This window comes from Flavobacterium endophyticum (genome assembly GCF_003634455.1).
GTDB lineage: Bacteria > Bacteroidota > Bacteroidia > Flavobacteriales > Flavobacteriaceae > Flavobacterium > Flavobacterium endophyticum.
Map to the genome: position 1 here is coordinate 147,287 of NZ_RBLC01000003.1, position 21,806 is coordinate 169,092.

Consider the following 21,806-nt stretch of genomic DNA (forward strand, 5'->3'; position numbering starts at 1 on the left):
ACACATCAAAAGAACTCATTAACAAGCTATAGGTTAAATTTATAACAAATTACTTATCTAGCTATTTCAAAAAAAATATTCAGTACATTGGCGATACGACTTCTATCATCCTCGGTAAGATTAGAACCTGAAGGCAGACACAGTCCTTTTTCGAATAGTTTTTCTGCTACATCCTTCCCATAGTAAGGATATTTTTCATAAACGGGCTGTAAATGCATAGGTTTCCATAATGGACGGCTCTCTATGTTTTCCTTTTCTAAGGCCAATCGCATATCTTCTCTATTCTTCCCATGAGTTCTTTCCGGATCAACGATAATGGCCGAAAGCCAGTGATTCGAGAAATAATCATCATTTGGCTCAGCCAGTACTGTCACTCCGTCGATATTCTTAAAATAATCTACATAAAACTCATTCATTTTTCTTCGCAAAGCAACATGCTTGTCCAAGACCTCCATCTGACCCCGGCCAATTCCTGCGCATATATTGCTCATTCTATAATTATACCCAACCTCACTATGCTGATAATGAGGCGCATTATCTCTGGCTTGAGTAGAAAGAAAAACAGCTTTTTCTTTTACTTCTTTATTTTTTGCTACAATTGCCCCTCCTCCAGAAGTTGTTATAATCTTATTGCCATTAAAAGATAAAGCGCTAATCTCACCAAACGTACCGCACATTTGTTTTTTATAATGACTTCCTAGTGCTTCAGCACTATCTTCTAGGACTGGAATTTGATATTTGTTCGCAACAGTGTGTATTTCATCCGCCTTATAAGGCATTCCATACAGGTGAACTGCTATTATTGCTTTTGGCTTATTCCCTTTTGCAATTCTATCAACTATTGCCTCTTCTAAAGCAATCGGACAAAGATTCCATGTTTCCTTTTCACTATCGACAAAAATTGGTGTTGCTCCCTGATACATAATCGGATTAGCTGAAGCCGAAAAAGTCATGCTTTGGCAGATTACCTCATCTCCTGCTTTGACACCTAAAATTATCAAACCCAAATGCAAGGCAGCAGTTCCGGAACTCAAAGCCCCAACATAAGAATTCTGTCCTATATATTTTTCTAAATCAGCTTCAAACCCTGTGACATTAGGACCTAATGGCGCAACCCAATTGGACTCAAAAGCTTCATTAACATAATTTTGCTCAGTTCCTCCCATATGGGGAGATGAAAGCCATATTTTTTGATTACTCATTTTAGTATTATTTTTCTGTGTATTTAATAACTTTTCCTGGATTCCCTACAACTACTGCATAATCTTCAACATCTTTTAAGATAACTGCTCCTGCGCCAATAATTGCCCATTTGCCAATCCGTACTCCTTGTATAATAGAAGCTCCAATCCCAACATGGCTTCCTTCACCAACTACAACATCCCCTGCTAAAGAAGCATTCGGAGAGATGTGCGTATAGTCGCCTATATGGCAATCATGATCAATTATAGCTCCCGTATTAATAATCGAATGCCTACCTATTACAGAATCCGGATTAATAATAGCTCCAGCCATAATCACGGTTCCTTCATCAATAGAAGCATATTTAGAGATTATTGCTGTAGGATGTATTACCGTATGAAATTTGGCGCTTATTCTTTCAGAAATGGTCTTTCTTACTCTATTATTTCCTATAGAAATCGCCAATAAATCTTCTTTGTTAATTTTATGTCCGTTCGCTTGAATGACCGGAACACCAAATATATTGGTCTTTTGAGGATTGTCATCGAATACGACCTCTACTGTATCGCCCATTAAATGAATAGAATCGATAATGACCTTACAGTGTCCACTTGCTCCGTATAATAAAACTTTATTTCCCATTAAAAGGCTCAATTGTAGCAGCATCCGCTGCATTTATTCCTTCACTTTTTATCACTTTTTGAATTGTCATAAAAATGATTTTTAAATCTAATTTAAAGGATATATTGTCTACATACCATACATCCATTTCAAATTTTTTATCCCAGCTTATTGCGTTTCTTCCGTTAACTTGTGCCCACCCCGTAATTCCTGGCTTTACTTCGTGTCTCCTATTCTGAAAATCCGAATACAAATGGAGGTAGTGCACCAACAATGGCCTAGGCCCTATGAGACTCATGTCTCCCTTCATAACATTTATTAGCTGTGGAATCTCATCGAGTGAAGTCTTACGGACAAAGGAACCAATCCTAGTCAAACGTTCGGCGTCAGGAAGTAGCTGCCCTTGTCTGTCCTTCTTATCGTTCATCGTCTTAAATTTGATTATTTTAAAGACCTTACCATTTTTTCCGGGACGTTTTTGAAGAAAGAAAGGCTGGCTATTATTAGCAAAGAATAGAAATAGTGTAACCAAAATAAAAACAGGGCTTAAAATTATCAAGACAATCAAAGCTGCGATAAAATCAATCACTTTTTTAAAAAAGTTTCTGTATATTTTCATTGGTTGACTTTTTGGTATATCTCAAGAGCATTCTGAATAAGCTTGTCCTTTTGAAACAGTTCCTGCACTTTGCTTTTTCCGTTGGCAATCATTTCTTTGTTTTCTGTATTAATAGTCTGCAGTATTTTACTTACTATTAAATCTTTTTTCTCCAGTTCGACATTATAACCTGAAAATCCATTAATCACTAATTCTGGCAACGCACCTCTATTGGAAGATACCGTAGGGATTTCAAACAGCAGGCTTTCGAAAACACCACCAAGATTTTCTGATTTGGATAAATACACAAAGACATCAAAATTAGCAATAACGCTGTAAACATTGGTATATTTCCCTGTAAAAAAAATTCTTTTTTCATCAATGGCTTTACCCATTTCAATCAGCTTATTTTCATAGTCCTTATTTTCACCAAAAGTTGATCCAGCTATAATCAAAACAACATCTTTTCTTATTTTTAGGATTTCGCGAAATGCTTCGAGCAATTCTTCATGTCCTTTCAATCCTTTTTTCTCATAAAATTTCGGAGGATAGATATAGGAAGCTGTTCCAATTATGTTATAATTTTCTGGAATGTTGTATTGCTTTCTCAAATCCCATACTTCTGTCATTTGCTTTTTTTCAAGCATTTCTTCGACATCAATATAAGCATAGTTCAGAAAAAGTTTCGAAGCAGGAACTCCTGAATCAGCGTACTTATCGTAAATATATTGTGATGTTGCGATCCAATAATCATTTTTTTGGGCGCTTTTGATGTCAAAGAATTTGAATATTTTGTTTTCTAAATGTAATGGGCCTACTACTTGAAATAGCCTTGGCACTTTTATTCCTCTTAGAAAAAATCGGGCATATAATGTGGTTTGCGTAAACCAGCTATGAATTACATCAGGGTTATCTTTTTTTACAATTTCTTTAAATATTTTTCCTTTGCTGAAAATAGAAAAATTCAATTTATATTCAAAGATATAAACATTGCGACAGACCGCCCTATATTCTTCGATATGCTTGCCATTATCTGGCAAAATAACGCTAAAAGTAAGAGAAGGATGTCTTTCTTTAAGTTCTTTTATTTGGTTTATCGCCCACGTCGCGCCTTCGCTCGTCTTGATTAGGTGTAATATGTGCATATTATCTCGTCGCATTATTTTTTAAATACTCATAGAACTCTACTCTTTTCTTATCTAAATTTTCCTGCAGATATTGTTGGGTTTCTTCTAAATTTCGCTTTGATTGTTTGTTGTAGAAAGATTCATCTTGCAAAATAGATGAAATTTTCAGGGCTAGTTTTTCAGCATTATTCTTTTCAACCAAAACATCTTGTTCTAACAATTCCGGAATACCTCCAATATTTGTCCCTATACAGGGAAGTCCCATTGCCATGGCTTCTATTATGGCCCGAGGCAACCCTTCTGTTTTTGAAGCCAAAACAAATAAGTCTGAGTTTTTCAAATTCTCCCGAACTTCTTCTGAATTAACATTTCCCTTAAAAAATATTTGGTCTTGAACGTCCAGACTAGCAGCAAGGTCTTTCATCGATTGCATAAATTTCCCGTCTCCAAGCCAAGTCAAAGTACATATTAACCCGTGTGATTTTAATATTTTGATTGCATTTATCAGAGTGTCTGGTCCTTTATACATTTGGTCCAAAGAACCGATTGAAATTATAGAGTATGCTTCTTTTTTAGCATATTTTTTTTCTGACAGTGCAATTATGTTTTTTGAAATTTTCACATCGGATGCAAATGTTGTGAAAGCACCCGTTTTAGATGGGTATCTTTTCTGTAAAGCTTCTTTGGTGACATATAATACCGCTTGAGCAGCCGCAACGCTTTTCTTCAAACTCAAGTAACCTTTGACTCTGAAAAAGGGTCTCAACGGGTGCTTAATGGAACCAGGCGCAAAAACATCCCACGGATCTCCTACCACTTCTACTCCAAAAGGCCTGCCTATTTTTCTCATCCTTCGAATCACGAGGCTGCCTATGTTTCCTGGTATTCTGCATATATATACTGAATCAGGCTCATTCACATTAGAATTGATTACCTGATTAATCTCTTTGCGCTTTTTTAAATAGTCAAGAGGACCTATATAATGTGGAAGTTCTATAAAAGACACTTGGCTTGAAGAAGCTAAATCATCTTTATTTCCTTGGTAATCTGGATCGAAATCAACACGGGCTACAACTCTGATTTCAGAAAATGCCTCCAAATATCTGTTCCACAAATTAAGATTAAAGGAACTGCTCCCGTAAACATTTCCTTCTTTGTCTTTAACAAACCTTGCTTCTGTTACAAATACCAACTTCATTATAGTTCATTAAAAAATTGGTTAAACAGCTTCTCACCGTCAAAATTCCCTTTTGCCCATTGGCTATAGTTTTTTTCACCAAGCTTGGCTCGGTTAAAATAAAAGCTTTCTATTTTTTCACAGAATCCTGCTACATCTAAAGGGGCAACCAAATCGGGGTGAATTTCCTCCGGAGTTGTCTCGATTATCGGATTAATATTTGAGGCTACAACCGGTAGACCGCGGACCATTGCCTCGATTAGCGAATTTGGTTGTCCTTCTGTTATTGAAGGAAATAAAAAAAGATCAAAAACAGGCAGGATTCTTTTTACATCATTACGGTAGCCTAATATTTTTACCTTTCCAGCAAGAACAGGGCTTGAAGAAACATAAGAATTTAAGAATGTATCTGTGCCTTTTCCGCATAAAACAAAATAAATATCTACGTGTTGGCTACATAATTTTTCTGCAATCTTTATAATGGTCTGATGATTTTTTGCCACATCATATCTTCCTGTGTGGCCTACAACAAATGATTTGTCTGGAATATCAAAATCTTCTTTAGTAAAAGGCATTACTTCCTCAAAAAATCTAGCGTCGATTCCGTTATAAATCACTTGGAATTTTGGGTTGTCACGTTTAACCTGCGGATAAAAATATTCAATTGCTGTTCTGGAATTGGATAATATTTTTGTAGCATTTTTTTGCACTAAAAACTGCATGAGTTTATTATAGGACAACTTGAAAAAGGTTTCTTTAAAATGATTGGACGAACCTCTATAAAAAGAAATTCTTTTCTTGACTTTTGCCATGTTTGCTGCTAAAAGAGTCAGTCCTGAAAAATTCCCAGTAAAGTCACATACGCTATCAAAGTTTGAGGTTTTGATTAGTTTAAAAATCTTAATGTAAGACGGCAGATCAAAAAACCCAACATTCATTTTTATAAGGCGGATATTTTTTATTTTTTTATACTCCTCTTCCAACTCTCCAAATTCATTGCCTTTACAAATAATCACAGGTTCAATTTGTCCTTCAAACGACCTTAGAAACCTCAACAGGTAATTCTCAATACCTCCTGAATTTAGCGTAGTTACAAAAAATAATGTCTTTTTCATTTTTAATAGATAAAATCTTTTGACGAAACTTTTTCTTTATCTATAATCGTAATAAGCATCCAAGATTCTTTATTAAAAAAGCTTATTTCAATATTGTTACGTGCAATTATTATTTGGGTGATAACATTCATTAAAAAAGTTACTATAAATATATATATATGCTTTTTGTTTTTATAAATATAAAATTCATATACCAACATAAACACAAAAAAGAATTTAAACACAAGGGCATATCTAAAAAATATTGTCGGCGTAGAATAGAAAACATTAATGACCGCGGCTACTACAAGGGTTATATTCCTGTAAATCCCAGCTCTTTTATGAGTAACTATTAAATAAGCGTAAAGTAAAAACAAGCTCACAATAGAAATATAATATATAATCAACCCGCCTGAACTATCAGACTCTGTTAATCCTTGGGTTATAAAGTCATCATCATTTAAATAGACTTTGCCTTTCTCTTGTAATGCTCCTCCTAATCCTAATAAATCAAAAATTGAAACCACAAATGTCTTCGGGAGTACAAGAAAAACAAATGAGGCAATAAAAATTATTTTATAGAAATTATTTTTATTAGGTAAGAATCTCAAAAGTAAAAATATGGGAATAAAAACCAGAGTACTAAAATGTATGAATACCGCTATAATCAAAAGTAAAAACGCCCATTTCTTTTTTTCTACAATACCTAAATAATAAGCTAGCAATACAAAAGATGTAGCGAACATAAATCTTGTTCCCGAAAGCAAATCCAGGTAACTAAAAGAGAGGAAGATTAACACTAAAGATAATAATCCGAAAGTTTTAGACACTGGAAACCCATTAATAATTTTATAATATATATAAAAAACGATGCTTACTGTAATCATTGTCACCGTTGCAAAAACTAATTGCGAAGGGATTTCAATTTGAGAAGCAAAATAGAATAATGATTGGAGAATAAAATCTTGACTACTTAAAAAGAAAAAAGAGAACATTTCAATAAATGAAGCGTTTTGAAAATCTTCATATACTTCAAAATATCTAGCCCTGTCATCACTATAATTGGGTATATATAAATAGCTAACCAGTCCGAAAATCAATATCATCAAAAACAAACTTATCTTTGATCTTTGGATTACGCCTGAAATTATTGAAGGTATAGCCAAAAAAGGCGATACTATAAACAACATAATATTTAGCAGGTCAATTCTTTTTATCATTTTTACGAAAGCTTCAGGTTGAATTCTTTATACCATTTAGAAAGCACAAATAATTTCCAGATGCTAAAAGAATAATCATATTTATTCTCCATATGAAGGCTCATTTGCTTTTTAAATTTTTGGATATCCAGATTAGGTACAGAAAATAGGAATTCATCATTCAAATTTTCAACAATTTCTTTTTTTAATTCATTCCTTATCCAATCTCCTAAAGGAATCGCAAAACCCTTCTTAGGCTGATTGAATACTTTTTCTGGTATGTATTCTGATAGTATATCTCGCACTATTTTTTTTGTGACGCCATTATTATACCTGTATTTTAATGGCAATGTCCTTGCAAACTCAATAATTCTATAGTCTAAAAATGGACTTCTTACTTCAACTGATGAAGCCATGCTGGCTCTATCGACCTTAACATTGCTATCGTTTTCAAGCCACAATTTTATATTTAAATCTGCTGCTCTCTGCAAAGGTTCTTTCGCTAATCTCTTGAATATCTTATAATATTTCATCCAGCTTAAATCCTGTTTTTTTTGGAGACTATCAAACGATGTAAATATTCTAACAATTAGTTCATTCTCGTCTTTAGCACCTAAAATCCCTTTGATTGTTTCTGGTCTGGTATTCAATACTTTATACCAGCTAAATTTATTCAAAAGTTTTCTTATCGGATAAGGAATAAATGAGATTTTCTTAAATTTTTCAACTAAGAGAAGATGCCAATACCCTATAAAACTTTCGTCACCTCCATCACCAGATAATGCTACTGTTACATATTGTTTGGTTACTGAATTCAATAGCAAAGATGGTAGAGCAGAACTATCTGCAAAAGGTTCATCATACACCTTGACAAATTTTGATAGCATCTGCAAAGCATCATTAGGCCCGCAAATTGTTTCCGTATGATTAGAACCTATAATTTCTGCAAATTGCGCAGCTACTTTACTTTCATCAAATTTAGGGTCTTCGAATCCAATCGTAAAAGTATTGATTGGATTTTTGGATATTTTGCTGGCTATTGCCGATACTAAAGCAGAATCGATTCCTCCAGAAAGGAAAGAACCTAAAGGGACATCAGACTGTAATCTTATTTTTACAGCGTCTATGAGCAATTCGTGTAATTCTTTTTTTGCTTCTTCGTATGAAATATCTCTGATCTCGACAGGCTTCAGGTTCCAAAATTCAGAAATGTTTTTTGTCTTCTTTGCCAAATCTATCTCCATGTAATTGCCTGGAGGCAACTTATAAACATTTTCAATGATCGAATACGGACTTGGTATATAACCGCAATCCAAATATATGGAAACGGCTTCTTTTGCTATTTTACTTTCAGCATTTACAATTGGCCTTAATTGGCTACATATTTCAAAATCCCCATCTTTCCAATAGTAGAAAAATGGTTTTACGCCCATTCTGTCACGGGCACAAAATACAGTATTGTTTGTCGCATCGTAAATTGCGAAAGCAAACATTCCGTTCAGTTTTGGCAGAATTTCTTTTCCCCATTCCGAATATCCTTTGATAAGAACTTCCGTATCGCTTGTGGTTTCAAAAGTATAGCCTAATGCTTCTAATTCCTTCTTTATGTCTTCGAAATTATATATCTCACCATTGAAAACAATTTTCAGATGGTCAAAGCTGTACGGTTGATTCGATCTTTCGTCTAAATCTAAAATAGACAATCGCAAATGTCCGAAACTTAAATCGTTGACTTTTTCATATCCAAGATTATCTGGCCCTCTAAATTCGATAGATTTTAGCTTGTCGACAATCTCATTTTTTTCAAAGGGGATATTTGTTATATATATTCCGCACATTTTACTTAATTATAAAATTAATTAAATTCCTCACAATTCTTAAATCAGCTGGATAGGCAAGAAAAGCCCTGATTGTTAGCTTTAAGCCTTCTCTTTTTCTCCCGTCAAGTATATACAAATTAGCTAGTGTATGATTTAAAATGCCAAAAATTTTAGAGCTAATGTTTTTAATATCTCTATTATTATTTAAGATAATTTCATAACCTTTTATGGTATTAGCAAGTTTTTCTTTAGAAAATTTTTGATTTGAAATGCTTTCGTGCCCTGTGTAATATTTCCTTACAACTTTACTCGAAAAAAACATATCCTCCTGTCTTGCTAGTGCGATATAGGGGATAATTTCAAATGCTTTTACCTCGGTTGAATATTTGAATCCATTATCTATTATATTTCTTCTAAATGTACAAACCCATTCTCCTATTGTAAAAAGGTTTTTTATGTAATAATCAAATCCAGCTTTTACGCCAACATGACTTAAATTATTAGCAAATTTACCGTCTTCATATTTTACTCCAAATCTAAAATAATTTATATCCTCATGTAAATTCATCTCTGCAAGCATATTCTCCAAGGCATTGGGCTCAAACTCATCATCACTATCCAGAAAAGTAACAGCTTCCGATTGGTCAGATATGCTATTCAAACCTATATTTCTTGCCTTATTTACGCCGCCATTTACTTCGCACTTTATCAGTTTTATCCGTTTATCGTATAAAAAACTTTCAACCACCTGAATCGTATCGTCTGTAGACGCATCGTCTACTATAACCAATTCAAAATCTTCATAAGTCTGCGCTAGAACCGACTGTATAGCCCTTGCAATAAGATCTCTTCTATTGTATGTGGGTGTTATTATACTATATTTCATGTTATTTTATTTTTAAAAAAAACGATTCCTTTATTGATAATATCGAATAAAAAAATAGCCTCTTCAAAATTTAAAATCTTGCTCAGGAAAATATAAAGACAAAAATTGAAGCAGGCAAAGATTGATAAATAAATAATTGAAAATTCGATTTCTGGATAAATAAACGTTGTGCCATAAAAGACGAGAACTAAAACTGCAGACAAAAGTGCTATTTTAATTATGCTTTTAAATTGCTCAAAAAAAGAATACGGTATAATTAAACCAACAAAATACATGTTTAATCCCATAAGCAAAATTGAATTTACCAATGCACTATACACAATACCGATTATCCCAAACTGGAAACCTATTAACAATGTAATTGAAATCAGGACTTTCATAATAATCTCCAATTTCAATACCATATCCGTTCTTCCAAAAATTTTCAATGCATTAGTGTTCAGGGAATGTAGAGGCAGAAAGATTGCCGCGTAACATAAAATGATGAAGTATGGAACGGCTACTCTCCACTCACCTCCCAAAAACTGAACAAAAAACAGCTTGCTGTAGAATGAAATCGTAATCATTACCGGAGCCGTAAGATAAAGCGAGTAGGATATAAACTTTTTAAAGTTCAAGGTAAATGCTGTAATATCATCTTGGTATTTGGCAAGTACTGGAAAAGAAACTTTACCAATCATTAAAATTAAAACTGTAGCGGGATATTGAGAAAAAGTATTGGCTCTATCATAATATCCTAAAACTTTTATAGGGAAATATCTTCCAATTACTACTCCGTAGATATTATTAAAAATATTCCCTAAAATACCTGTAATTAATAATTTATATCCGTAATTAATATGCGTTTTAAATTTTGGAAAGGAAAAACTGAGGTTTGGTCTCCACTTCGAAAAACTCCAAAGAAATAGTGCTGAAACAACTTGTACAACTAAATACATAAAAACCAGACTCCACACACCATATCCATTATATCCCATAATTAGGGCCGTTACTGATCCTACTACTACGCTAGGAATATTTAAAACTGCAAGCTTTTTAAAATTGAGTTCTTTAATTAAAATTGTTGTTTGCACAGAAGAAAGAGAAGATATGACAAATACAAGTCCATATACTTTTAAAATATCTTCAATTATTTTCTGATTAAAAAAAGTAGCAATTGAGCTTGCAGATAAAAAAAGAATAAGATATATAATTATACTAGTTACAATGTTTGTATAGAATACAGTGCTGTAATCATCTTTATCAAGGTTATTTGAGCGTATTAAAGAACTTGTGAGTCCACCGTCAACAAGCGTAGTTGAAATAGCAATAAATATTGAGATACTGCCTATAAGCCCGAAATCTGCTGGCGTTAAAATCTTAGCCAACACTATTGTTGTTAAAAAAGACAGTCCTTTTAAGATGAAATTGTCGAAAAATGTCCAAAACATTCCTGACATAACTGTATTTTTTAAACTCATTTATTGACTTTTTTTAAATTGCTAGCTGCTTTAATCTGAATTCTTACAATCGATTAAAGTTTGCCATCTACTGCAGTAGACAAAACGCCTTTAACATCGTATAATACACTATTTTCCTTTCGTAAAACATTAAAATCAATCGAATAAAATTCTTTGTGCGCTACACCTAACATTATTGCATCAAATTTTTCAGCAGGTAAACTACGGGAAGTTTCAAGAGCATATTCGTGCGCGACTTCGTCTGGATTTGCCCAAGGATCATAAATTACGACTTCAATCCCGTAATCTTTTAGTGCGGCTATAACATCAACTATTTTGGTATTTCGAACATCTGGGCAATTTTCTTTGAAAGTGACGCCCAACATCAAAAGCTTGGCATTATTAATTACAATTCCTTTTTTAATCATCAATTTAATGACTTGGGAAGCTACGTATTCCCCCATGCTATCATTTAATCTTCTGCCTGCCAAAATAATTTCTGGATGGTATCCAAATTCTTGGGCTCTTTGAGCTAAATAATAGGGGTCTACTCCTATACAATGCCCTCCAACCAATCCTGGCTTAAAAGGCAAAAAGTTCCATTTCGTTCCTGCTGCTTCTAAAACGGCCTGAGTATCAATATCCATGCAGTTAAATATCTTTGCCAGCTCATTCACAAAAGCAATATTGATATCTCTTTGGGAATTCTCAATTACTTTTGCTGCTTCAGCCACTTTAATTGTAGGCGCTAAATGCGTCCCTGCTGTAATTACAGATTTATATAATTCATTTACTTTTTGCCCAATTTCTGGCGTTGATCCAGCCGTAACTTTAAGGATTTTTTCAACGGTATGTTCTTTGTCTCCCGGATTGATACGCTCGGGAGAATATCCTGCAAAGAAATCTACATTAAATTTCAATCCAGATACTTTTTCTAGAACTGGCACACATTCTTCTTCTGTAACACCGGGATAAACAGTAGATTCGTAGATGACTATATCGCCTTTCTTCAGAACTTTAGCCACAGTCTCGCTTGATTTGTAGAGAGGTGTCAAGTCGGGACGGTTGTTTTTATCTACAGGAGTGGGAACCGTAACAATATAATAATTGCAATTTGCAATGTCCTCTAATGAAGAAGAACATAACAGTCCTTTTGGATGGTTATCAAAACTATCTACCAATACTTCTTGCAATACATCATCTGATACTTCTAATGTACTATCAGTACCGGAACGTAAGCCGTCAATTCTATTTTGATTTATATCAAAGCCCACTACTTGATATTTTGTTGCAAATAATCTTGCTAAGGGCAATCCTACATAACCTAAACCTATTACGGCAATTTTTTCTAATCCCATTGAAACTTATTTTTTATTCGCCCACATAGATGCAGCGATTATTTTTTATTTTCTTTTTAAAGCTTTGCATAAAATCAACACGATTTTATTTCAAATTTTCCCAATACCAATCGACAGCCTCTTTTAGTCCTTCTCTTATCTTATGCGTTGGTTCATATCCTAATAGTTTTCGAGCCTTGTCTATGCTGGCTAGAGAATGCGGTATGTCTCCTTTTCTGTTTGGGCCGTGCTTAATTTCGACAGAAACAATCTTTGGATCTAAAACAGACAAAAATTCTTTTAAATAGCCTACTAATTCGTTCAGAGTTGTTCTGTCGCCAACGGCTGTATTATATACAGTATTTACAGCCTCTTTATTTGTTGCCTGAATTGCTCTTTCGTTCATTTGTACTACATTTTTGATGTAAGTAAAATCACGGGAAAAATCTCCAGTACCATTTATTACTGGGCTTTCATAGTCCATAAACTGTTTTACAAACAATGGGATAACCGCAGCATACGCTCCGTTTGGATCTTGACGGCGTCCAAAAACATTGAAATATCTCAAACCGATAGTTTCTAATCCATAGGTCTTACTAAAAATATCAGCGTATAATTCGTTGACATACTTCGTAATTGCATAAGGAGACAAAGGCTTTCCGATTTTGTCTTCAACCTTTGGCAATGCTTCAGAATCTCCATAAGTAGAAGAACTTGCTGCATATATAAATCGTTTTACATTTGCATCTCTAGAAGCAACAAGCATGTTTAAAAAGCCTGAAACATTCACTTCATTACTTGTTATAGGATCGTTTATAGAACGTGGCACTGATCCTAAAGCCGCTTGATGCAATACATAATCAATACCATCAACAGCTTGGTTACATGTATCAAGGTCTCTAATATCGCCTTCAATCAAAGTAAAATTACCGTTGTTCAAAAAAGGCTCGATATTATGCCTATGTCCGGTTGCAAAATTGTCCAAACAGACAACTTTGTGCCCTTTTTCTAGAAAATGTTCACATAAATTGGACCCTATGAATCCCGCCCCTCCTGTAATAAGTATCTTTAACATTTTTACTATTCTTAATATTCTAAAATAATCATTTAATACGGCAATTTGATAAAAAGACCAACTTATTTGTATTTATCTTTATTCGCCAATCGTAACAAATACTGTCCATATTCATTCTTTTGTAATGGAGTTGCTAGATCAATCAATTTTTCTTTTGTGATATAGCCCATTTCAAAAGCAATTTCTTCCAGACAAGCCACCTTAAGCCCTTGTCTTTTTTCAATAGTCTGGATAAAGTTCGAGGCTTCTAATAATGATTCATGGGTTCCTGTATCTAGCCAGGCGTAACCGCGTCCCATTAGTTCTACTTTTAGATTTTTTGAATGTAGGTAGTCTTGATTCACCGTCGTAATTTCTAATTCTCCCCTATTGCTAGGCTTTATTGTTTTTGCAATGTTTACGACTGAGTTCGGATAAAAATACAATCCCACAACAGCATAATTGCTTTTTGCTTCTTTAGGTTTTTCTTCGATTGAAATTACATTTCCTGACTTATCAAATTCGGCTACTCCATAACGTTCTGGATCTTGCACATAATATCCAAAAACGGTAGCTTTTTTCTCAATCTGAACGTTTTTAACAGCTGTTTTAAGCAGGTCTGTCAAACCATGGCCATAAAAAATATTATCTCCTAAAATTAGACAGACGTCATCTGATCCGATAAATTTTTCGCCTATAATGAAAGCTTGGGCCAATCCATCGGGACTTGGCTGTTCAGCATATTCGATCTTTATCCCGAAATCATCTCCATCTCCTAAAAGATTTCTGAAGTTAGGCAAATCATGAGGAGTCGATATCACCAAAACTTCGTCAATTCCTGCCAACATCAGAACAGAAAGCGGATAATAAATCATCGGCTTGTCATAAATCGCCATTAATTGCTTTGATATGGATCTTGTCAAAGGATACAGTCTTGTTCCCGAACCTCCAGCTAATATTATCCCTTTCATACTTGTATTTTTAAGCTTTTAGTATACCTAAAACTTATTGTTTTTATTTATATTGTCTAAGCATTTCTCTAAGCTATGCTTGTAATCTGAAATTTCTATTTTGTAAACTTCTTTAATCTTAGTCTTATCTAATAATGAATAGGCCGGCCTTTTTGCGGGAGTCGGATATTCCGTTGAAGGAATTCCTTTCACCTCACAGTTGCTTTTGGAAATTTCTTTAATAGCCAAAGCAAACTCAAACCAGCTTATTTTTCCTTCATTTGAAAAATTATAAATACCTTCATGCCAATCTTCAGATGTTATAATTTTTAGTATAGCTTCGGCCAAATCTTTCGCATACGTTGGGCTTCCGATTTGGTCATTGACAACGTTTATCGAATCGCGTTCTTTCATTAATCGCAACATCGTCTTTACAAAATTGTTACCGAATTCTGAATAAACCCACGAAGTCCTGATAATAATGCTATTTGGATTATTTTTCAAACAGGCTAACTCACCTAATAATTTTGTCTTGCCGTATTGGCTTTGAGGATTTGTTGAGTCATTTTCTTTTAAAGGAACAGCTGATGTGCCATCAAAAACATAGTCTGTCGAAATATGAATTAGCTTGCAATTATTCTGAAAACACCATTGGGCTATAATGCCAACAGCTTTGTGATTGATTAAATCTGCAAGTTCTATTTCTGTTTCTGCTTTATCTACTGCTGTATAAGCGGCACAATTGATAATGTAATCAGCTTTTGTTCTATTCAAAAAAGTCGTTATTTCTACTTCATTTTCAAGAGAAAAATCAGACCTGTCTACAAAAACAAAATCAAACGCAGGATAGTGAGAAGCCAAAACCCTCAGCTCACTTCCTACTTGTCCGTTTGAACCTGTTATTAGTATTTTTTTCATATAGATGCTCCTACTCTAAATCTTTCAGTCCGCCAAGAATTTGATCTTTTGCTGAAACGATGCATTCCTTACTATCGATTTTCCAATCAATATTTAAGCTTGGATCGTCAAAACGAATTCCTCTTTCGCTATTCTTGTCATAAAGTTGGTCTACTTTATAAGAAACAACTGCCGTAGGACTCAAAACCGAAAAACCGTGTGCGAAACCTTGCGGTATCAACAACTGTTTTTTGTTTTCGTCAGATAAAAGAACGCTGAAATGTTGTCCGTACGTTTTAGAATTTTTTCTGATATCTACAGCAACATCCAAAATTTCGCCTTGCAAAACACGCACTAATTTTGTCTGAGCAAAAGGTGGCAACTGTAAGTGAAGTCCTCTTATTACACCATATTTTGAAAAGGACTGATTGTCCTGAATAAACTTTATATCAATACCGTTTTCTCTGAATAGTGCTTCATTATAAGATTCGAAGAAATAGCCTCTTTCATCTTCAAATACTTTTGGAGTAATGACTAGCAAATCTTCTATTGGCGTATTTTCAATTTTCATTTCAATGTATTTTGCAATTGGAATCTTGGAATGACTAATTATATTGCTTTTCGTAATATTTGCTGTATTCTCCGCTAGTTACATTTTTCAACCAATCTTCATTTGACAAATACCAATCGATGGTTTTTTCTAAACCTTGCTCAAATGTTACGGAAGGTTTCCAACCTAACTCTTTGTTTATTTTTGAGGCATCGATAGCATAGCGCAAATCATGTCCTGGGCGGTCTTTTACGTACGTAATCAGTTTTTCAGAAGCTCCTTCTGGCCTTCCGAGCTTGCTGTCCATAATCTTGCAGAGCAATTTTACTAGATCAATATTTTTCCACTCGTTAAATCCTCCAATATTATAAGTTTCATGATTCTTACCTTCATGGAAGACCAAATCGATTGCGACAGCATGGTCTTCTACGAAAAGCCAATCGCGTGTATAATTTCCATCGCCGTAAACGGGCAAGGATTTATTATTGATAATATTATTGATGAAAAGCGGTATTAATTTTTCAGGAAAATGGTTCGGCCCGTAGTTGTTCGAACAGTTTGTCAAGACGTACGGCATACCATACGTTTCTCCATAAGCACGAACAAAATGATCGGAACTTGCTTTTGACGCAGAATAAGGCGAGTTTGGATCGTATGGAGTAGTTTCTGTAAACAATCCCTCTGTTCCTAGGCTTCCATACACTTCATCGGTACTGATATGATAAAAACGTTTTCCTTCGAAATTTCCTTTCCAGGTTTCCTTGAAGGCATTCAAAAGGTTCATTGTGCCGATAACGTTTGTCTTTACAAATGCTAAAGGATCGGTTATGGAACGATCTACATGTGATTCTGCTGCCAAGTGCAATACGCCTTCAAACTGGTGTTTTGCAAACAAGTCGTTTATAAAATCGGCATCTACGATATCACCTTTTATAAAAGTATAATTCTGTTCATTTTCAATATCGGCAATATTCTCAAGATTCCCAGCATACGTCAGGGCATCTAGATTAAAGATATGGTATTGAGGATAGCTCTTCACAAATCTCCTGACAACATGAGAGCCAATAAAACCAGCTCCTCCCGTAATTAGTATATGTTTCATCTTTCTGATTTTATGAACCAATTCCTTTGTATATAAAGCCCATTTCTGTTAATTGCTTTGCATCTAGAATATTTCTTCCGTCAAACACAAAGGCTGGCTTCATCATATTGTCATAGATTTTTTTCCAGTCATAATCACGGAATTCATCCCATTCTGTCAAAACAGCGATAGCATGGGCATCTTTGCAAGCTTCATAAGGTGAGGCAGCTACAGTTACTTGCTTCTTGTTTTCTTCAGCAGTTCTTGAATCTAAATAATTTAAGTCTGAAAGTATCTGTCCTTCGGCTACTTTTGGATCAAAAACATAAAGTTCTGCTTGCTCATTAATCAAGTCATCTGCTACATATATCGCGGCTGATTCTCTTGTATCGTTTGTGTCTTTTTTGAAAGCCCAGCCCAAAAAAGCAATCTTTTTTCCCGAAACTGTGTTATAAAGCGTAGTAACTATTTTATGCGAAAATCTTCTTTTCTGATGATCGTTCATGATAATCACTTGTTCCCAATAATCAGCTACTTCGTTTAAGCCATAGGCTTTGGCAATATAGACTAGATTCAAGATGTCTTTCTGAAAACAAGAACCGCCAAATCCTACTGAAGCTTTTAAAAACTTAGGTCCAATTCTGCTGTCCATTCCAATAGCTTTGGCTACTTCGCTGACATCAGCACCTGTCTTTTCACATAGTTCTGACAATGCATTTATAGAAGACACTCTTTGTGCTAAGAAAGCATTTGCTGTCAGTTTAGACAACTCGGAAGACCAAAGATTGGTTGTCAAAATTCTCTCTTTTGCTACCCAGTTTGCATATACATCCACCAGGGCGTTTATAGCATTTTGTCCTTCTTCTGTTGTATCGCCTCCTATTAAAATTCTATCCGGATTTAACAAATCTTGCACGGCTGTTCCTTCGGCCAAAAACTCTGGATTGGAAAGAATCTGAAAACGGACGCCATTTCCAGTATTGTCCAAAATATTTTTGATAGCTTCTGCTGTACGAACCGGAAGCGTCGATTTTTCGACAACTATTTTATTTGATTTTGAAACTCTTGCTATCTGTCTAGCGCAAAGCTCTATATATTTTAAGTCAGCTGCCATTCCTTTACCAGAACCGTAGGTTTTTGTAGGCGTATTTACAGATATGAAAATCATTTCTGCTTCGTCGATAGCTTTTTCAACTTCTGTAGAGAAAAACAAATTTCTACCTCTGGCTTCGGCTACGACTTCTGCGAGCCCTGGTTCATATATTGGAATATTATTGGTGTCTTTATCATTCCAAGCAGCTATTCTTGCTTCATTCAAATCAACAACAGTAACTTTAATATCAGGACATTTTTGCGCAATAACGGCCATAGTTGGCCCTCCTACATATCCTGCACCAATACAGCAAATCTTTGTTATCTTCATTCTTATTTTTTGTTCTTATTGCAATTAATTTAAATTTTGAACAGCAAATTATCATTATTACTGCTCTTTTTAGGGAGAATGTCAGTATATTCTTAATGACGTTCATCCTAATAAATACTATTTTAGTATAGTATAAATCTTGGCAAAAGTAAGGCTTTTTAACATTATAACACATTTATAGTATCATTCAATTTCTAAATATAGAAAAATTTAAAATCTCATGATTGGCCTATAGATATTGACATAAATTTTATTTCATTACCTTTTTGTGATTTAACCCAAAAATACAAACAATTTAACAAGCGCACTTTATTTAGTATTGTAATTAATTCTAATTTTACTGCCCCTTTTTATAACTTTAACATAATTCAAAAACTTATTCTTTTTATTACTACCACTTATGATAAAAAAAGTATTTTTTCTTCTCATCCCCATGGGAATTTTTGCACAAAACAAACCATTTGACCCCGTAAAAACACAAGAGCGAATTACCCAGTTCATTTTTTCAAAACCAGACAGTGCCAAGGTTTATCTTGACATAATGCTAAAGCACAATCATCAACTTCATGACACGGTTGTTTCTAAAAACTATAACAATTATGGTATTTATTATAGCTTGACATCTAAGCACGATTCTGCAAAAATATTTTTTAATAAGGCCGTATCAACATCAGCCAAATATCCCAAAAATAGGGCTGGAAGCCTTATCAATCTTTCTATCGCTTATCGAAATACAGGAGATTATAAAACTTCGCTGGATTATCTGGAAGATGCTCTAAAAATTTATGAGTCTTTAGACAATGAAAAAGGAAAAGCGATTGTCTATGGAGAAATGGCTTCGAACTATGCTTATATGATCGACAATAAAGCTGCCACAAAATATTTATTGAGAGGCATCGAAATCTTGAGCAAGCTAAATGACAAAAAAAGTTTGATGGTTCAAAAGCAGAAGCTGGCTAATATTTATTTTAAGGTCGAAAACTTCAAGTTTGCTATTGATCTCTACGAGGAATGCCTCCCGGCGATGAAAGAGGTAAAGGATTTAAAAAATTATTACCTAACGCTTATCAATTATGGCGATTGCCTAACGTATGTCAAAGACAATTCTAAAGCAAAAAGAGTGCTTTTAGAAGCTGCAGAAGGACTTGAAGATTTTCACAACATGGAATTCATAAGCTTGGCTTATAGCAAATTAGGAAAAATAGCGTTACAGGAAAAAAAATACGACCTTTCAAGTATTTATTACAAAAAAGCATTTGACGGGATAAAAAACACCAATTCTTTTCGATTCATGCTCATTGGCGCCGAATATATCCAGCTTTTGAATCAGACTGAAGAATTCGAAAAAGCATTGGGAATCATCAAATTAGTAGAAAATTCGCCAAACAGAAAAACGTTCAATGCAGAAGACCAAATGTTTTTCTACCAAGTGTCTGCAGTCACTTTTAAGCATACTAATATAAAAGACAAAGGAATCGAGGCATTAGAAAAGGCAATAACCATCAAAGATTCTTTGGCTAAGGCCAATAATGAAACCATCACGAAAGAATTACAAGCAAAATTCCAGACAGAAATCCAGCACGAAAAGAATATTTCTTTAAAAAGGAAAAATGAACTGCTAAGCCAAAAGGTGAAAGCCCAAAGAGGAAACTATTTTGTTATTGGAATTGGAATCCTAATTCTTTGTATAGCCGGATTTGCTGTCTCTAGAGCTTATTGGCTCAAGCATAAATTGCAAAAAGCAAAACTGAGAGAATCTGAAGCAGAGAAAAATAACCTTTTAGAAAGAAATGCCTATAAAAGGAAGATTACCGATAATCAAAAACAGATCATCCAGCTTCGCGAACAGGAATTAACATCTATGACTCTGCAGCTTGCCAATTTACAGGATCAAATTTCTTCTATCATTGAAAGCGAATCTTCAAATGCTGATCCGAAATCGAATACTGTCAAATCTTCATTACAACAACTCATAAAGCAAAAAGACTACTGGAAAGAGTTTTCAATTAAATTTGGGCAGATACATCCTGACTTTAAAGGCAAGCTTCAAGAACGTTTTCCTATACTGACCAAGAATGATATCAATTTCTGCTCTTTACTAAAATTGAATCTTTCGAATAAAGAAATTGCTACCCTGCTCCAAATCTCGCATGAAAGCGTGATTACAAAAAAGTACCGTATCAAGAAAAAAATACAAATTCAAGATGATAATGAATTTGAAAAAATAATTTCAGAAATCTAAACTGAAATTTTCATCTAAAAAAAGCCTGCTAAATGCAGGCTTTTTTATTACGTGATTTCTGTATTTTTTTTGAAATAAGCAAAACAAAAAGCTATCGTAAAAATAAAAAAACGACGAACTTCCTTATTTCTTCGACGAACTGCAAAAAATCAAAAAATGAGAAGTTTAAAAAGTCATTATGACTTTTTAATACGTAAAAATTACGTGTTCGGTTTTGTTGTTTTATAGACAAAATATAGATTAAATTATAAAACAATTAAAATCAAATAGTTACACATCAATTTTCTTCTTCTAAAAATACCGTTGTCTATATTTTATCTATATCCTTTTCAAGTCTTTTCGCATAATTATAGGCTTAATTTGTCACAACATTAACAAATACCACACCCCAATCTATTTTAATTGCGCTTTCAAGGCAATAGGCTTTCCCATCCGTTTATAAGAGAAGGAAAGCATATCCAGCGGAAGTAAAAAACAAAAAAATAATTCTTAACATGATTGTCTATGCTAAAAAAAATCCCCTACCGACTGCGGTTCTTACTGTATCTTTTTACAGGCATAATTCTGTTTACAGTTGTCAGACTGCTACTTCTCTAAACACATTCAGTATTTAATAAATAACGAATACAGATAAACTGCTGGGAACAATGATTTTTGTTTCTGTCCCCTATTTCAATAAATATTAACCAATCAATTAAACATGAGAAAATTATCACTAATTCTCTTCATGGTCCTCTTGTGCGCTACTTCTACTTATGCACAATCCCCCGAGGATCAAAACAAGGTACTGCAAAAATGCATTGACCTTAAAGAACTCCAGGGTTATTTGCCTGGAAAAACGGCTCAGCCGCTTTATGTTATGCAACACGGCGTTTCATTTGGTAAAGAAATCAATGCTTCAAAAAACGGAAAATCTTTGGTGTTTTTATCCAAGAATGAAATCAACATGCAGCATCCTGATTCTTACTTTTTGTTTTGGCTGTTTGAGATTAACGAAAAAACAGCTCGTGTGTCATTTGTCTATAATTATGACCAAAATCAAAGCAAAAAAGCTGTCAGGGCTGACCTAGAGCTTAACAGAAATAGCTCTGAATGGACGGTAACTTCAGTAACAATTAATAAAGTCTAA

General features: G+C 34.1%; 19 protein-coding genes. 2 read left to right on the forward strand and 17 right to left on the reverse strand.

The annotated features are described in order from the left end of the window. Positions 1–53 precede the first annotated feature (53 nt). The 17 genes from CLV94_RS12155 to CLV94_RS12235 all read right to left on the reverse strand — a co-directional run bounded on the left by CLV94_RS12155 (position 54) and on the right by CLV94_RS12235 (position 18,435). The gene (locus CLV94_RS12155) at positions 54–1,202 is read right to left on the reverse strand and encodes a DegT/DnrJ/EryC1/StrS family aminotransferase (protein WP_121376772.1); all 1,149 of its coding nucleotides are present in this window, start codon (positions 1,200–1,202) and stop codon (positions 54–56) included. Between the two features lie 7 nt (positions 1,203–1,209). Next, positions 1,210–1,857: an acetyltransferase gene (locus tag CLV94_RS12160; protein WP_317125117.1), complete on the reverse strand. Its 648-nt coding sequence runs from the start codon at positions 1,855–1,857 to the stop codon at positions 1,210–1,212. Then, entirely contained in the window at positions 1,814–2,416 is a 603-nt protein-coding gene (locus CLV94_RS12165; protein ID WP_121376943.1) for a sugar transferase, read from the reverse strand. The genes CLV94_RS12160 and CLV94_RS12165 overlap by 44 nt, the downstream gene beginning before the upstream one ends. A gap of 2 nt (positions 2,417–2,418) precedes the next feature. Next, complete coding sequence (locus tag CLV94_RS12170; protein ID WP_121376774.1) at positions 2,419–3,561, reverse strand: glycosyltransferase family 4 protein; 1,143 nt, start codon at positions 3,559–3,561, stop codon at positions 2,419–2,421. Then, a complete protein-coding gene (locus tag CLV94_RS12175; RefSeq protein ID WP_121376775.1) occupies positions 3,548–4,726 on the reverse strand; it encodes a glycosyltransferase in 1,179 nt (392 codons plus the stop codon). Before CLV94_RS12175 ends, CLV94_RS12170 begins: the two co-directional genes overlap by 14 nt. Then, entirely contained in the window at positions 4,726–5,820 is a 1,095-nt protein-coding gene (locus CLV94_RS12180) for a glycosyltransferase (RefSeq protein ID WP_121376776.1), read from the reverse strand. The genes CLV94_RS12175 and CLV94_RS12180 overlap by 1 nt, the downstream gene beginning before the upstream one ends. Positions 5,821–5,822: 2 nt before the next feature. Further along, the gene (locus CLV94_RS12185; RefSeq protein WP_121376777.1) at positions 5,823–7,019 is read right to left on the reverse strand and encodes an EpsG family protein; all 1,197 of its coding nucleotides are present in this window, start codon (positions 7,017–7,019) and stop codon (positions 5,823–5,825) included. Between the two features lie 2 nt (positions 7,020–7,021). Beyond that, a complete protein-coding gene (gene asnB / locus CLV94_RS12190; RefSeq protein ID WP_121376778.1) occupies positions 7,022–8,836 on the reverse strand; it encodes an asparagine synthase (glutamine-hydrolyzing) in 1,815 nt (604 codons plus the stop codon). Between the two features lies 1 nt (position 8,837). Beyond that, the gene (locus CLV94_RS12195) at positions 8,838–9,704 is read right to left on the reverse strand and encodes a glycosyltransferase family 2 protein (RefSeq protein WP_121376779.1); all 867 of its coding nucleotides are present in this window, start codon (positions 9,702–9,704) and stop codon (positions 8,838–8,840) included. Next, the gene (locus CLV94_RS12200; protein ID WP_121376780.1) at positions 9,701–11,164 is read right to left on the reverse strand and encodes a lipopolysaccharide biosynthesis protein; all 1,464 of its coding nucleotides are present in this window, start codon (positions 11,162–11,164) and stop codon (positions 9,701–9,703) included. The genes CLV94_RS12195 and CLV94_RS12200 overlap by 4 nt, the downstream gene beginning before the upstream one ends. A 53-nt stretch (positions 11,165–11,217) precedes the next feature. After that, positions 11,218–12,501 (reverse strand): nucleotide sugar dehydrogenase, encoded by a 1,284-nt coding sequence (locus CLV94_RS12205; protein WP_121376781.1) that lies wholly within the window; start codon positions 12,499–12,501, stop codon positions 11,218–11,220. An 85-nt stretch (positions 12,502–12,586) separates the two neighbouring features. Further along, positions 12,587–13,555, reverse strand: coding sequence for an SDR family oxidoreductase (locus CLV94_RS12210; protein WP_121376782.1), 969 nt, complete (start codon positions 13,553–13,555; stop codon positions 12,587–12,589). A 62-nt stretch (positions 13,556–13,617) separates the two neighbouring features. After that, entirely contained in the window at positions 13,618–14,505 is an 888-nt protein-coding gene (gene rfbA / locus CLV94_RS12215; protein ID WP_121376783.1) for a glucose-1-phosphate thymidylyltransferase RfbA, read from the reverse strand. Positions 14,506–14,532: 27 nt separating this feature from the next. Next, positions 14,533–15,402 carry a dTDP-4-dehydrorhamnose reductase gene (gene rfbD, locus CLV94_RS12220; RefSeq protein WP_121376784.1) on the reverse strand — a complete coding sequence of 290 codons (870 nt, stop codon included), beginning with the start codon at positions 15,400–15,402 and terminating at the stop codon, positions 14,533–14,535. A 10-nt stretch (positions 15,403–15,412) separates the two neighbouring features. Beyond that, positions 15,413–15,952: a dTDP-4-dehydrorhamnose 3,5-epimerase gene (gene rfbC, locus CLV94_RS12225; RefSeq protein ID WP_121376785.1), complete on the reverse strand. Its 540-nt coding sequence runs from the start codon at positions 15,950–15,952 to the stop codon at positions 15,413–15,415. A gap of 34 nt (positions 15,953–15,986) precedes the next feature. Beyond that, the gene (rfbB, locus tag CLV94_RS12230; RefSeq protein ID WP_121376786.1) at positions 15,987–17,033 is read right to left on the reverse strand and encodes a dTDP-glucose 4,6-dehydratase; all 1,047 of its coding nucleotides are present in this window, start codon (positions 17,031–17,033) and stop codon (positions 15,987–15,989) included. 10 nt (positions 17,034–17,043) lie between these two features. Then, positions 17,044–18,435, reverse strand: coding sequence for a UDP-glucose 6-dehydrogenase (locus CLV94_RS12235; RefSeq protein WP_121376787.1), 1,392 nt, complete (start codon positions 18,433–18,435; stop codon positions 17,044–17,046). 400 nt (positions 18,436–18,835) lie between these two features. On the opposite strand from CLV94_RS12235, the gene CLV94_RS12240 reads away from it, so the two are divergent. Together CLV94_RS12240 and CLV94_RS12245 are read left to right on the forward strand one after the other, a co-directional pair. Then, entirely contained in the window at positions 18,836–20,677 is a 1,842-nt protein-coding gene (locus CLV94_RS12240) for a tetratricopeptide repeat protein (RefSeq protein WP_121376788.1), read from the forward strand. A gap of 700 nt (positions 20,678–21,377) precedes the next feature. Beyond that, positions 21,378–21,806: a hypothetical protein gene (locus CLV94_RS12245; RefSeq protein WP_147406624.1), complete on the forward strand. Its 429-nt coding sequence runs from the start codon at positions 21,378–21,380 to the stop codon at positions 21,804–21,806.